Here is a 13,441-nt window from a genome sequence, read left to right on the forward strand (position 1 = left end):
TCAAGTTCTACGTATTGCTTATTCCGTGACCACACTTGGCGAACCAAGGTTGGCCAGGCGCACACTGTTCTGCACCTGCTGGATTTCACCCGGCGATCCGATCGGGCCCAGGCGAACCCGATGCAGGGTCTGCTGATTGCGCACGATCGAGCTGATGAACACCGGAGCGCTCACCATCCCGCTGAGCTTCGATCTCAGGAGTTCTGCAGCGTCCGGGTTGGCGAACGCGCCCACCTGCAGATACTGGCCAGAGGCTGGTACAGAAACGTTTTTTTTTGCATCAAGCTGCACCGGCACGACCGCGGCAGCGTGTTGCTGTGGCGGCGGTGTCCATTGTTCGACCGTGCCGGCCGAGGCCGTGATCACCGGGGCGCTATTCTGCGCGACTTTCGGTTCATTGAGCATTAATGGTGCCGGACGGCCTTTGGCCGCCCAATACGCCTGCGGGTCGATGCCTTCGACCTTGACCCGTGCGGTGCCGGTTTCGGCATAACCGAGCTTCTTGGCCGCGGCGTAGGACAGGTCGATGATCCGGTCCGAGTAGAACGGCCCGCGGTCGTTGACTCGCAGGATCACGCTCTTGTTGTTGTCCAGGTTGGTCACCCGAACGTAACTCGGCAGTGGCAATGTCTTGTGCGCGGCACTCATGCCGTACAGGTCATACACTTCGCCGTTGGCGGTATTCTGACCGTGGAACTTGGTGCCGTACCAGGACGCCGTACCCGACTGCACGTAGGTCTTGGACTCTTGCAGCGGGAAGTAAGTCTTGCCCAGCACGGTGTACGGGTTGGCCTTGTACGGGCCGGTGTGCAGGGTCGGCGTGGCGTCCGGGATGCGCGACACATCTACGTCCCACCATGGCGCGCCATCCTTGTGGGCGCGGTTGATGTCCAGCCCCGGCGCCGAGCGCACGGCGGTGGATGATTTCTGCGCTGGCGCACGGCTGGTCGAACAACTGGCGACCAGCACTGCCAACGCGGCGAATGCCAGCAGCTTCAGGGGTTTACTCATAGGCAATGCCCGCATTACTTGACGCCCCGTGCTTGGACCAGCTGTTCAGACAGTTGATGTACGGCCATGGCGTACATCACGCTGCGGTTATAACGCGTAATCGCGTAAAAATTCTTCAGGCCCATCCAGTATTCGGGGCCATTGTCGCCTTCCAGGCGGAATGCAGTAACCGGCATATCATCGCGCAGCGCATCATGACTTGACCACCCCAGGGCTCGCAACTCCCCGACGGTCTTCGTCGGCTCGATTCCAGTGGTCAAACCTTCGTCGACCTGCTCGCCACGGATGTCGGCGCGGCTGACCACCGGTTCGCCGGCGACCCAGCCATGACGCTTGAAGTAACTGGCGACACTGCCAATGGCGTCGTCCGGATTGGTCCAGATGTTGATATGGCCATCACCGTCAAAATCCACCGCATAGGCGCGGAAACTGCTCGGCATGAATTGCGGCAATCCCATTGCGCCGGCGTAGGAGCCTTTGAGCGTCAACGGATCGACCTGCTCTTCGCGGGCCAGAAGCAGGAACTCACGCAACTCCTTGCGGAAAAACTCGGCACGGGGAGGATAGTCGAAACCCAGGGTCGACAAGGCATCGATCACCCGGAAATTTCCGGTATTACGGCCAAAAAAGGTTTCAACGCCGATGATCGAGACAATCACCTGGGCCGGCACGCCGTATTCCTGCTCGGCACGGGCCAACACAGCCTCGTGCTGACGCCAGAAGTCCACACCCCGGGCGATGCGCGCGTCGGTGATGAACATCGGGCGATACTCGCTCCACTGCTTGACCCGTTCGGCGGGTTTCGAGATGGCGTCCAGAATCGACTGCTTGCGCTCGGCTTCGCGGAACACACCCATCAGTTGTTCACCGGCGAAACCGTAGTCGCGGGTCATTTCACCGACGAATTCGGCCACCTGGGGTGAGCCTTCGTAGTCGCCGGCCAACGCTTCCTGCACGGTGCCAAGGATGCTTACCAGGCCGACCCATGGCGCGTATCGAGTCGCCCAGCCACGCATTACTTGCATTGAAAATTTCACCTTATTCAAACCTGCGCGATCCACTTGCGATGGGTATGGATCGACATCAAAACTCCAAACGCTGACAGCAGCGTCACCAGCGAAGTTCCTCCGTAGCTAATGAACGGCAACGGCACCCCCACCACCGGCAGCAGGCCACTGACCATACCGATGTTGACGAAAACATAAACAAAAAACGTCATGGTCAGGCTGCCCGCGAGCAACTTGCCGAACAATGTCTGCGCCTGGGCGGTAATCACCAGGCCGCGGCCGATCAACAGCAGGTAGATCAGCAGCAGCGCGCAGATCCCCACCAGACCGAACTCTTCACCCATTACGGCAATGATGAAGTCGGTATGGCTTTCTGGCAGGAAGTCCAGGTGCGACTGGGTGCCCAGCAACCACCCCTTGCCGAACACACCGCCGGAGCCGATAGCGGCCTTGGACTGGATGATGTTCCAGCCGGTCCCGAGCGGATCGCTCTCCGGGTCGAGGAACGTCAGGATTCGCTGCTTCTGGTAGTCGTGCATGATGAAAAACCACATGGCAACTGCCACGGGCACGGCGGCGGCCAGCACGCTGAGGATCCAGCGCCAGCGCAGGCCACCCATGAACAGCACGAAAGCGCCGCCGGCCAGGATCAGCAGTGAAGTGCCAAGGTCCGGTTGCCGCACGATGAGAATGAACGGGATACCGATCAGCATCAGACTGATGCCGACATGCTTGAGCTGCGGCGGCAAAGTGCGTTTGGACAAGTACCAGGCGATGGTCGCCGGCATCAGGATCTTCATGAATTCCGAGGGCTGGAAGCGAATCACACCTGGGATATTGATCCAGCGCGTGGCGCCCATGGCGTTGTGACCCATGACATCCACCACGACCAGCAAGAGCACGCCGATCACATAACCAATAGGCACCCAACGGGCCATGAAGCGAGGCTCGAACTGAGCGATGACGATCATCGACACCAGACCGATGCCGAACGATGTGGCCTGCTTGGCCAGCAAGTCCCAACTCTTGCCACTGGCCGAATACAGCACGAACAGGCTGCCGGCCGCCAGGGTCAGCAGCAGGATCAGCAGCGGGCCGTCGATGTGCAGGCGTTGCAGCAGCGTCGCACGACGACGCATCACATCCTCGCTGGAGAGCATGCGATCAAAATTATTCATCACGGGCAGTTGCCTCTGCACTGATAGGGCTGGCGTATTCAGGCTTCAATCGGCCGTCCTGGTCCAGGAGCCAGGCATCCATGACTTGACGCACCACTGGCGCAGCGACGCCGGAACCGGACTCGCCGTTCTCGACCATCACCGACACCACGATTTTCGGGTCGTCGGCCGGCGCGAAGCCGACGAACAAGGCGTGGTCGCGGTGGCGTTCCTGGACCTTGGAACGGTCGTACTTCTCGCCCTGCTTGATCGCGACCACCTGGGCCGTACCGCTCTTGCCGGCGATGCGGTACTGCGCACCGATCGAAGCCTTGCGTGCCGTACCGCGGGCGCCGTGCATCACCTGCTGCATGCCGTGGTTGACCTTGGTCCAGTCAGATGGATCACGCAGGATGATGTCCGGCATCGGGTTGTGATCCACCGGTTTCTCGCCTTCGATGGTCTTGGCCAGGTGTGGACGGTTCCAGATGCCTTTGTTGGCCACCAGCGCGGTGGCTTGGGCCAGCTGCAGGGGGGTCGACTGCATGTAGCCCTGACCGATCCCGAGAATCAGCGTTTCGCCCGGGAACCATGCCTGGCGGCGGGTCGCGCGTTTCCATTCGCGGGTCGGCATCAGACCCGGCGACTCCTCGAACATGTCCAGGGAAACCTTTTGACCGATACCGAACTTGGACAGGTACGACGACAACCGATCGATCCCCAACTTGTGGGCAAGGTCATAGAAGTAGGTGTCGTTGGAACGCATGATCGCCGTGTCGAGGTCGACAAAACCATCGCCGGTGCGGTTCCAGTTGCGGTACTTGTGATCGTAGTTGGGCAGCATGTAGTAGCCAGGGTCGAACACTCGGGTCGAGGCAGTCACTACGCCCGAATCCAGACCGGCAATCGCCACCGCTGGCTTGATGGTCGAACCCGGCGGGTACAGACCACGCAGCACGCGGTTGAACAGCGGCCGGTCAATGGAGTCGCGCAGCTCGGAATAGGCCTTGGAGCTGATCCCGGTGACGAACAGGTTCGGATCGAAGCTCGGCTGACTGACCATCGCCAGCACCTCGCCGGTTTTCGGGTCCAGGGCCACCACCGCACCACGACGACCGCCGAGCGCGGCTTCAGCGGCTTCCTGCAATTTGATGTCCAGGCTCAGGACGATGTCCTTGCCGGAAATCGGTTCGGTACGCTTGAGCACCCGCAATACACGGCCCCGAGCGTTGGTTTCGACTTCCTCGTAACCCACCTGACCGTGCAGCTCCGGCTCGTAGAAGCGCTCGATGCCGGTCTTGCCGATTTGATGGGTGCCGCTGTAACTGACCGGGTCCAGAGACTTGAGCTCTTTCTCGTTGATCCGCCCCATGTAGCCCACCGAGTGCGCAAAATGTGCACCCTGCGGGTAGTGACGAACCAGTTGCGCGACCACTTCCACGCCCGGCAGGCGGAACTGGTTCACGGCGATCCGCGCGATCTGTTCCTCGGTCAGCTCAAACAGGATCGGCACCGGTTCGAACGGCCGGCGCCCCTGACGCATGCGCTTCTCGAAAATCACCCGGTCCTCGGGGGTCAGCTCCAGCACTTCGACGATCACGTCGAGCACCTGCTGCCAGTCGCCGGAACGCTCGCGGGTCATGCTCAGGCTGAAGCTGGGCCGGTTGTCGGCAATCACCACGCCATTGCGATCGAAAATCAAGCCGCGGGTCGGCGGAATCGGCTGCACATGAACGCGGTTGTTTTCCGACAGGGTCGAGTGGTACTCGTACTGGATCACCTGCAGGAAATACAGGCGCGCGATCAACACGCCAATCAGTACCACCACTGCAATGGCCCCGAACACGACGCGGCCACGCACCAGACGGGCGTCTTTTTCGTGGTCCTTGATGCGGATCGGCTGGGTCATGAGAGCGCAGAACTACTTGTGATAAGGGTGACCGGACAGCACGGTCCAGGCACGGTACAACTGTTCGCCGATCAGGATCCGCACCAGCGGGTGCGGCAAGGTCAGCGGTGACAACGACCAGCGCTGGTCAGCCCGAGCACAGACTTCCGGCGCCAGCCCTTCGGGGCCACCGACCATAAAGTTGACCGTACGCGAGTCCAGCCGCCAGCGATCGAGCTCGACCGCCAGTTGCTCGGTGCTCCAGGGCTTGCCATGGACTTCGAGAGTGACAACCCGCTCGTTCGGCCCGACCTTGGCCAGCATGGCTTCGCCTTCCTGACGGATGAAACGGGCCACGTCGGCGTTCTTGCCACGGGTATTGAGCGGTATTTCCACCAGTTCCAGCGCCAGCTCGGACGGAAGACGCTTGGCATATTCATGCCAGCCTTCTTCCACCCATTTAGGCATGCGTGAACCGACGGCGATCAGTCGCAGTCGCACAGCGGTCCCTTATTCCTGGTCTTTGTTGAGCTTGTTGAAGTGCTCGTGACCAACTTCAGGGCTGTGGTGTTTGCCATCGGCCGCACGGCTCTGCTCGGCACCTTTCCACAGGCGCTCCAGGTCGTAGAACTGACGGGCGTTGGAAGTCATCATGTGGACGATCACGTCGTCCATGTCCAGCAGTACCCAATCGCTATCGCCCTTGCCTTCTTCACCCAACGGCTTGATGCCCAGGGCCTTGACCGCTTCGCGGACCTTGTCCAGCATCGCGCCGATCTGGCGGTTGGAGGTACCGGTGGCGATGATCATGTAGTCAGTGATGCTCTGCTTGTCGCGAACATCAATCACCAGCACGTCCTGGGCCTTGACGTCTTCCAGGGCGGCTACGGCGATCTTGACCAGCTCGTCGCCTTTAGGCGGCTCGGCGGCGAGGACCTTTTCCGGCAGCGGGGCACTCTTGAATGTGCCTTTGCGTTTTACTTTGCTTTCGTTGTTGCTCGTCATATAAAACTCGTTTTGCTCGTAGTTCGGGGCTTCGATACACGTTGTTGCCACGTGCCTTGAAGCACTCCTATTCAGTTCGACGCACGGTAGAGCCCGTGCGCATCGATGTAGGCCAGGACCGCGTCGGGCACCAGGAAACGTACCGACTTACCGCTGGCCAGCAGTTGACGGATCTGGGTGGCGGATACCGCGAGCGGTGTCTGCCAGACGAATGCAATCTGTCCGCTCGGCCCCTTGAGGGCCAGCGGGTCGCTCACCGAGCGCGCTGCCAGCAGGTTGCGCAAGGCATCCGGCGGTTCGCTGTCGGCATCCGGGCGTTGCAACACCAGGATATGGCAATGCTGGAGCAACTCTTCCCAGCGGTGCCAAGTGGGCAGGCCGCAAAAAGCGTCCCAGCCCAAAAGCAGAAAAACCTGGTCGGATACGGCCAGTTCAGCGCGCATCAGTTCCAGGGTATCAATGGTGTAGGACGGTTTGTTCCGCTGCAATTCGCGGGCATCCACCACCAACGGCGCCACACCGGCCACCGCGCACTCGACCATCGCCAGACGGTCTTTGGCCGACACCTGCGGCGTATCCCGATGGGGCGGCCTGGCACTGGGTGTCAGACGCAGCTCATCGAGCGCCAGGGTTTCGGCGACTTCCAGCGCACCGCGCAAATGGCCGATGTGCACCGGGTCGAACGTTCCGCCCAGCACGCCAATGCGGCGAGGGGCTGGCTCGCTGGCGGTGACCGGGGCTGACGGGTCGAAGTCGCCCAAGTCAGGCCGGCTCCTGTCCGCGCAACTGCCCGTCGCCGACCACGATGTACTTCTCGCAGGTCAGTCCTTCGAGGCCCACCGGGCCGCGGGCGTGCAGCTTATCAGTAGAAATGCCGATCTCGGCACCCAATCCGTATTCGAAGCCATCGGCGAAGCATGTCGGGGTGTTGATCATCACCGACGAGGAGTCGACTTCAGCCACGAAACGCCGAGTGTCGCCCTGGTGTTCGCTGACTATCGAATCGGTGTGATGGGAACCGTAATGATTGATGTGCTCGATGGCCTGGTCCAGTCCGTCGACCACCCGGATCGACAAGATCGGCGCCAGGTATTCGGTGCTCCAGTCTTCTTCGGTAGCGGCCACGGCATCGATGATCGCCCGGGTACGCTCGCAACCGCGCAGTTCGACGCCTTTTTCGCGGAACTGTGCCGCCAACGCCGGCAGGAAGTTCCTGGCAACGGCTTGATCCACCAACAGCGTTTCCATGGCGCCGCAGATGCCATAACGGTAGGTCTTGGCGTTGAACGCGATGCGCTGGGCCTTGGCCAGATCGGCGTGTTCATTCACGTAAACGTGGCAAATGCCGTCCAGGTGTTTGATTACCGGCACGCGGGCGTCACGGCTGACACGTTCGATCAGGCCTCGGCCGCCGCGCGGCACGATGACATCAACGTACTCAGGCATGGTGATCAGCGCGCCGACGGCAGCGCGATCCGTGGTTTCGACCACTTGCACCACGGCGGCCGGCAGACCGGCCTCGGCCAGGCCACGCTGAATGCAGGCAGCGATGGCTCGATTGGAATGAATGGCTTCGGAACCGCCACGCAGGATGGTCGCGTTACCGGACTTCAGGCACAGGCTCGCGGCATCGATGGTCACGTTCGGCCGCGACTCGTAGATGATTCCGATCACGCCCAGTGGCACGCGCATCTTGCCGACCTGGATACCGGACGGACGGAAACTCATGTCGCGAATCGCGCCAACCGGGTCCGGCAGTGCCGCAACCTGACGCAGGCCGACGATCATGCCGTCGATACGCGCCGGGGTCAGCGCCAGTCGTTCGAGCAGCGCTGGCTCAAGGCCACTGGCGCGACCGGCGGCCAAATCCAGTTCATTGGCCGACGTCAGCTCGGCGCGGGCAGCGTCCAGCGCATTGGCGGCAGCCTGCAGGGCGCGGTTTTTCTGCGCCGTGCTGGCGCGGCCGATCACGCGGGAAGCTTCGCGGGCAGCGCAACCCAAACGGGTCATGTAATCAAGAACGGACTCAGTCATGGTCTGGCGTGGTCTTTGATAAGGTCTTGGTAAAGAGTAAAGCGGCAGATTATAGCTGTCGCGCCCCGGGACTAACAGCGGTGACGGGCGGATGGTCGAAATGGAGGGGTATTTGCCGACGTTCAGCCGGGATTAAGCGGCAAATTGTTATCATCACGACTCACTCAGCCCTGACAAACGCCAGCCATCATGTCCAATCTGACTGTTCGAGCGTCCGCCATGAGCCTGCCCACGGGCCTCCCGGATGCGTTTTTCGACCGTGACGCGCAAATTCTGGCCCGGGATTTACTGGGCAAAGTCATTCGCCATCGAGTGGGCGACCTGTGGCTCAGCGCCCGGATCATCGAAACCGAAGCCTATTACTGCGCAGAAAAAGGCAGCCACGCCTCCCTCGGCTACACAGAAAAGCGTAAGGCTTTGTTTCTGAATGGCGGCCACATCTATATGTATTACGCCCGGGGCGGCGATTCCCTTAATTTCAGCGCCCAGGGGCCCGGCAACGCCGTGCTGATCAAGTCCGCCTATCCGTGGGTCGATGAATTGAGCGGGCCGGCCAGCCTGGCACAGATGCTATTGAACAATCCCGATGCCCAGGGTCACCCTCGCCCGTCACAAAAGCTCTGCGCCGGGCAAACCCTGCTTTGCAAGGCAATGGGCCTGAAAGTGCCGGTGTGGGACGCCAAACGCTTCGACCATGAGGTGCTGCTGGTAGAAGACGTCGGCCAATCGCCCGCCCACATCATCCAGACCACGCGCCTGGGCATCCCCCACGGGCGCGACGAGCACTTGATGTACCGCTTCGTCGACGGTGCCTACGCGGCTTATTGCACGCGAAACCCGCTACGACGGGGCCAGGTCGAAGGTCGCGATTTTTTTTTGCTGACTTGACTACCCTGGACTTGAAGTAAAAGTGACTCCCTGTGGGAGCGGGCTTGCCCGCGAATGCGCCGTGTCAGGCGACACAAATATCGACAGGAAGGGCCCCTTCGCGGGCAAGCCCGCTCCCACAGGGTTTGGCGCCGTTACGAAAATTTGCGTTTGCCCACCAAGGGTCAATTGAATTCAATGGAGTGGTTTGTATGGGCCAATGGCTCGATAGCGTAACCGGTTGGTTGACGGTCAACCCGCAATGGCTGGCGGCAGCAATATTTCTGGTGGCCTTTGTGGAATGCCTGGCGATTGCCGGGCTGATCGTCCCCGGCACGGTTTTACTATTCACCGTTGCGGTACTTGCCGGCAGCGGTGCGTTGTCGCTGAGTGAAACCTTGCTGCTGGGTTTCCTCGCCGGTGTGCTGGGTGACGTGGTTTCGTATTTCCTTGGACGGCACTTTCACCAGAACATCCGGCGCCTGCCCGGTTTGCGCCATCACCCGGAATGGATTGCCGGGGCCGAGACCTATTTCCAGCGCTATGGCATCGCCAGCCTGCTGGTCGGCCGCTTTATCGGACCGTTGCGGCCAATGCTGCCAATGGTCGCCGGCATGTGCGACATGCCTTTCCCGCGGTTCATCGCCGTCAGCCTGCTGGCCGGTGCGGGGTGGTCGGTGGCCTATCTGCTGCCTGGCTGGGCCACCGGCGCGGCGATTCGTTTGCCGCTACCCGAAGGTTTCTGGCCTCAGGCCGGAATCGTTGTCGGCAGCATTGCCGTGATGGTCGGGCTGAGCGCCACCAGCAGCCTGCGCCAGCATCGCCGGGCTACAGCACTGATTGCCGGCATGAGTTGTCTGATTCTGGTGGCGCTGTTTATCGGTTTTCCGCACCTGAGCGCCCTCGACCAAGGGGTGATGACGCTGGTGCAAGAACATCGCAGCCCGATGCTCGATGAGGTCGCGGTGGTCTTCACGCTGATCGGCGAATTCCGCAACATGCTGCTGTTCAGCGCGCTGTTGACTGCTTTGCTGCTGCTGATGCGCCAATGGCGCCCCGCGTTGTTTGCCGCAAGCACCTTGCTCTGCACTGCCTTGGCGAATACCGCGACCAAACAGTTCTTTGCTCGCGTGCGCCCCGAAGTGCTGAGCGATCCGCTGACCAGCTACAGCATGCCCAGTGGTCATGCATCGGGTTCTTTTGCACTGTTCCTGACGCTCGCCGTACTGGCCGGCCGTGGACAGCCGCCACGGATGCGCCTGACCTGGTTGCTGGTGGCCTGTTTGCCGGCCATGGCGATTGCCTTGTCGCGGGTGTACCTCGGCGCGCACTGGCCGACCGATGTCATGGCCGGCGCGATGCTGGCGGCGTGTGTCTGTGCAGCCAGCCTGTGGCTGGTTCAGCGCAAGGAACCGCTCAACGCCTTGCCACCCAAGGTCTGGTGGCTGGTGTTGCCGGCACTGGCGACATTGTTCGGGTTCTTCGTGTTGCGGCATTTGCCGCATACGATGCTGCGATATGCGTACTAGATAAAGCAAAAGATCCCAGCCCTCAGTCGTACCTACATGAACGGAGGTGCTCGCCCTGTAAAGCGGCCAAAGGCTGCGATCTTTTCAATGATGCCAGGCAAACAACTTCTGGGCGGCTAACCCTATCACAGCAATTCAAAAAAGAATCGCCCTGACATTAAGTAACAGCCCAACCTGACAGGTTATATCAAGTCTTAATTACCGAACGGGAAACTTGGCAGATTCTCTTCTTCAACACCACGATATTTCATTAGACCCGTCTCGATTTGTTTTGCAATCTTGCCGGCGAGGGCGACATTATTATCAAGCTTATAACGAACTTCAGAAAACTTGACCATCGCCTCCCCCGCATAATCATCCCAGAGCCGCTGCTCAAAACTATCGCGAGCAACATTCGAACGCGAACGTCGCACCAGAATTAACGCATTCGCCGCACTCACCGCCGAATCCGCCGCAAATTCAACTTCGCCCTGCGATGTGCTTTCTCTAACATCCCGGATCATGGACCGAGTAAAGCAAAAACCCCACAACGTACGCTCATCGCCAGTTAAATCTTTCATCAAATAATCCTTTATATATGCAATACCTGCCTCATGCAGGCGAAGCAAATATAACCACCTCAACTTGACCAATCAATACAACCCACCCCTTCCAACTTATTAGAGATCAATACAAAAGCCTGCCGAACAAACTGACCATTACCAAAACAACCAACCAACAAATTGAAGATCAAACTAAATAGCAACACCCAACCAAACAATCGACGACTTTCCATGGTTAATCAGGCAAACAACTCTCCCTGCAATTCATCCAGCAACGCCTGAATCGCATCCAGTCGTTGCAGCGGATCATCGAGTTGCAGCAGGTCGATCTTGTCCAGCTCAGCAAAGAGCAGCTCTTCGTATCGTGATCGTGATCGTGATCGTGATCGTGATCGCCTGGATTTACCCAACTCCCCAATCGGAAACCAACGCAATTCTGACAGATGAAACCGCTTGCTTCTTTTAAAGAAAGCGTCTTTTTTGTGGAGAAACCTGTTATTACTATTCATGTCGCAACATCGAATATGGAAAGTGCGCAGGACGAAGAGGAAAACTTGGTAACAACTAGAGCTCTGTGCCAGCATTGCCGGGAGAGCGACTCATGGGTAGTTTGGAACTCCCCCCGCAGGATGCGGGTTAACAATATAAGGAAAAACAACGTGGAAAAAGTAGCTCCCCACAATAGACCCCTCTGGGATGAATGCGCGGTGAGGTTCATGATCGAAGTGTTAAAAACACAACCGCGATACGACTATGAAGATGCTGCAGTAACGGCCTCAAAGGCAGCTGATGCTCTGGTTGACCAGCGAAATCAGCGTCTAACTTGATCCGTTTCGCCAGTGAAATGTCTGGACGATAGCCCGGTCAATTGATTAAAAACCCTGAGCCTGGTCTCGGGGTTTTTGTTCTGGGTTGGTCACCATGCATACAGCGACATCGTATGCGGGAAGTATCGCAACACGAAAAAGCCGAGTAGTGCGACCAGCGCCGGCACTACAAGCCACCAGATAAACTTAGAGAAGTGCCCGACACGCTGCATTGCCGGCAAACCTGGTCAATGTTTGCCAAATACTACTCAGGCAAACAACTCTCCCTGCAACTCATCCAATAACGCCTGAATCGCATCCAGTCGTTGCTGCGGATCATCGAGTTGCAGCAGGTCGATCTTGTCCAGTTCAGCGAAGGGCAACAGGTACGCCAACTGATTGGCCAACGACTGTTGACCGGTCGCTTCGGTACCCATGTTGAGCGCTTCGACCATCGGGTGCTCGGCCAACGCCTTGAGCAAGGCCACCAGATCGGCGTCTTCATCCTGCAGCGGTTGCTCGGGCTCATCTTCCAGCCACTCGACCTCGGCCACGGTCAGCTGATCTCGCTGCACTTCAGTACGCAAAACGTGAAAGCGCCGTCCGCCCTGCACCCGGATCCCCAGCAGGCCGTTGTCCTGCTGTTTGAAATCGGTGATCAGCGCCTCGCACCCGACCAGGGCGTAACCGGCCGGGGCGATCCCGACTTCTTCGCCATCGAGGATACACACCACGCCAAAACCGCCGCCCTGTTTCATGCAGCGACCGATCATGTCCAGATAGCGCGCTTCGAAAATCTGCAAGTCGAGTATGCAGCCTGGAAACAGCACTGTGTTGAGCGGAAAAAGCGGCAGACTCATAGACATTTCCTTACACCACCATCGACACCGCCAACGGCAGCAACACCGCCGTGGCCACGCCCATCAGACTCATCGCCAGCGCCGCGAAGGCGCCGCACTCTTCATTTTCCTGCATCGCCACCGCCGTGCCGACTGCGTGGGCGGTCATGCCCAGCGCCATGCCGCGTGCCTCGGAACTGTGGACACCGAGACGGGTCAACAGGCTCGGGCCGAAGATCGCGCCGATCACGCCTGTAATCAACACGAACACCGCCGCCAGCGCCGCGACGCCACCGATTTGCTCGGCCACCAGCATCGCAATCGGCGAGGTCACCGACTTCGGCGCCATGGTCATCAGGATCATGTGCTCGGCACCGAACCACCAGCCCAGCAACACGCCCATGCCAGTAGCCACGACACCACCTATCACCAGCGTAGTAAATATCGGCCAGAACAACTGCCGAATCCGACGCAGGTTGAGGTAAAGCGGCACCGCCAGTGCGACCGTGGCCGGGCCGAGCAGAATACTGAGGATTTCGGTGCTCTTGCGGTACTCGGCGTAGGTCAGGCCGCAGCCCACCAGCACGCCGATCACCAGCAACATGGAGACCAGCACCGGCTGCAAAAAGATCCAGCGGGTTTTCTCGAATGCCGCAAGGACGAGTTGATAGGCGCCGAGGGTAATGCCAATGCCGAACAACGGATGGTGAATCACCGACGTCGCAGCGCCGTGACGAACTCGGCCAGTTGCAGCGT

Annotated in this window: 13 protein-coding genes and 1 pseudogene; 2 read left to right on the plus strand and 12 right to left on the minus strand. The window is 59.6% G+C overall.

Features of this window, described 5'->3' with window-relative positions:
• Positions 1-18: 18 nt before the first annotated feature.
• From PMI29_RS14140 to PMI29_RS14105, 8 genes are all read right to left on the minus strand, one after another.
• A complete protein-coding gene (locus PMI29_RS14140) occupies positions 19-1,026 on the minus strand; it encodes a septal ring lytic transglycosylase RlpA family protein (protein WP_007998426.1) in 1,008 nt (335 codons plus the stop codon).
• On the minus strand, positions 1,026-2,036 hold the full coding sequence (gene mltB / locus PMI29_RS14135) for a lytic murein transglycosylase B (protein ID WP_007990609.1): 1,011 nt from the start codon (positions 2,034-2,036) through the stop codon (positions 1,026-1,028). The genes PMI29_RS14140 and mltB overlap by 1 nt, the downstream gene beginning before the upstream one ends.
• Before the next feature lie 17 nt (positions 2,037-2,053).
• Positions 2,054-3,157 carry a rod shape-determining protein RodA gene (gene rodA / locus PMI29_RS14130; protein WP_050548075.1) on the minus strand — a complete coding sequence of 368 codons (1,104 nt, stop codon included), beginning with the start codon at positions 3,155-3,157 and terminating at the stop codon, positions 2,054-2,056.
• A gap of 31 nt (positions 3,158-3,188) precedes the next feature.
• Positions 3,189-5,084 carry a penicillin-binding protein 2 gene (gene mrdA, locus PMI29_RS14125; RefSeq protein WP_007998428.1) on the minus strand — a complete coding sequence of 632 codons (1,896 nt, stop codon included), beginning with the start codon at positions 5,082-5,084 and terminating at the stop codon, positions 3,189-3,191.
• 12 nt (positions 5,085-5,096) lie between these two features.
• On the minus strand, positions 5,097-5,564 hold the full coding sequence (rlmH, locus tag PMI29_RS14120; protein WP_007937439.1) for a 23S rRNA (pseudouridine(1915)-N(3))-methyltransferase RlmH: 468 nt from the start codon (positions 5,562-5,564) through the stop codon (positions 5,097-5,099).
• Positions 5,565-5,573: 9 nt separating this feature from the next.
• On the minus strand, positions 5,574-6,068 hold the full coding sequence (rsfS, locus tag PMI29_RS14115; RefSeq protein WP_007975896.1) for a ribosome silencing factor: 495 nt from the start codon (positions 6,066-6,068) through the stop codon (positions 5,574-5,576).
• 71 nt (positions 6,069-6,139) lie between these two features.
• On the minus strand, positions 6,140-6,829 hold the full coding sequence (gene nadD, locus PMI29_RS14110; protein ID WP_007990602.1) for a nicotinate-nucleotide adenylyltransferase: 690 nt from the start codon (positions 6,827-6,829) through the stop codon (positions 6,140-6,142).
• A gap of 1 nt (position 6,830) precedes the next feature.
• Complete coding sequence (locus tag PMI29_RS14105) at positions 6,831-8,102, minus strand: glutamate-5-semialdehyde dehydrogenase (protein ID WP_007998431.1); 1,272 nt, start codon at positions 8,100-8,102, stop codon at positions 6,831-6,833.
• Positions 8,103-8,291: 189 nt separating this feature from the next.
• Between PMI29_RS14105 and PMI29_RS14100 the strand changes: the two genes are divergently transcribed.
• Both PMI29_RS14100 and PMI29_RS14095 read left to right on the plus strand, forming a co-directional pair.
• Positions 8,292-8,990, plus strand: a complete 699-nt coding sequence (locus tag PMI29_RS14100) for a DNA-3-methyladenine glycosylase (RefSeq protein ID WP_033052406.1) — start codon at positions 8,292-8,294, stop codon at positions 8,988-8,990.
• 191 nt (positions 8,991-9,181) lie between these two features.
• Positions 9,182-10,498: a bifunctional DedA family/phosphatase PAP2 family protein gene (locus PMI29_RS14095; protein ID WP_007998435.1), complete on the plus strand. Its 1,317-nt coding sequence runs from the start codon at positions 9,182-9,184 to the stop codon at positions 10,496-10,498.
• Positions 10,499-10,692: 194 nt separating this feature from the next.
• On the opposite strand, the gene PMI29_RS14090 is transcribed toward PMI29_RS14095, so the two are convergent.
• The 4 genes and pseudogenes from PMI29_RS14090 to PMI29_RS14080 form a co-directional block, all read right to left on the minus strand.
• Positions 10,693-11,058, minus strand: a complete 366-nt coding sequence (locus PMI29_RS14090) for a hypothetical protein (RefSeq protein ID WP_007998437.1) — start codon at positions 11,056-11,058, stop codon at positions 10,693-10,695.
• 221 nt (positions 11,059-11,279) lie between these two features.
• Positions 11,280-11,393: pseudogene (locus PMI29_RS31755) on the minus strand (LON peptidase substrate-binding domain-containing protein); the annotation flags it as partial.
• A 722-nt stretch (positions 11,394-12,115) separates the two neighbouring features.
• Positions 12,116-12,706, minus strand: coding sequence for an LON peptidase substrate-binding domain-containing protein (locus PMI29_RS14085; protein ID WP_007998442.1), 591 nt, complete (start codon positions 12,704-12,706; stop codon positions 12,116-12,118).
• A gap of 10 nt (positions 12,707-12,716) precedes the next feature.
• Complete coding sequence (locus PMI29_RS14080; protein WP_033052407.1) at positions 12,717-13,400, minus strand: LrgB family protein; 684 nt, start codon at positions 13,398-13,400, stop codon at positions 12,717-12,719.
• Between the last annotated feature and the right edge of the window lie 41 nt (positions 13,401-13,441).

Origin of the sequence: Pseudomonas sp. GM49, from assembly GCF_000282355.1 — a bacterium.
In the GTDB taxonomy this organism is placed as follows: Bacteria; Pseudomonadota; Gammaproteobacteria; order Pseudomonadales; family Pseudomonadaceae; genus Aquipseudomonas.

What these genes read in the sequence shown, in the direction of transcription:
- rsfS (WP_007975896.1), bottom strand. Translation starts at nt 6,068, where the DNA reads ATGACGAGCAACAACGAAAGCAAAGTAAAACGCAAAGGCACATTCAAG.
- PMI29_RS14105 (WP_007998431.1), bottom strand. Translation starts at nt 8,102, where the DNA reads ATGACTGAGTCCGTTCTTGATTACATGACCCGTTTGGGTTGCGCTGCC.
- PMI29_RS14140 (WP_007998426.1), bottom strand. Translation starts at nt 1,026, where the DNA reads ATGCGGGCATTGCCTATGAGTAAACCCCTGAAGCTGCTGGCATTCGCC.
- PMI29_RS14100 (WP_033052406.1), top strand. Translation starts at nt 8,292, where the DNA reads ATGTCCAATCTGACTGTTCGAGCGTCCGCCATGAGCCTGCCCACGGGC.
- mltB (WP_007990609.1), bottom strand. Translation starts at nt 2,036, where the DNA reads ATGCAAGTAATGCGTGGCTGGGCGACTCGATACGCGCCATGGGTCGGC.
- rodA (WP_050548075.1), bottom strand. Translation starts at nt 3,157, where the DNA reads ATGCGTCGTCGTGCGACGCTGCTGCAACGCCTGCACATCGACGGCCCG.
- PMI29_RS14090 (WP_007998437.1), bottom strand. Translation starts at nt 11,058, where the DNA reads ATGAAAGATTTAACTGGCGATGAGCGTACGTTGTGGGGTTTTTGCTTT.
- PMI29_RS14085 (WP_007998442.1), bottom strand. Translation starts at nt 12,706, where the DNA reads ATGAGTCTGCCGCTTTTTCCGCTCAACACAGTGCTGTTTCCAGGCTGC.
- mrdA (WP_007998428.1), bottom strand. Translation starts at nt 5,084, where the DNA reads ATGACCCAGCCGATCCGCATCAAGGACCACGAAAAAGACGCCCGTCTG.
- PMI29_RS14095 (WP_007998435.1), top strand. Translation starts at nt 9,182, where the DNA reads ATGGGCCAATGGCTCGATAGCGTAACCGGTTGGTTGACGGTCAACCCG.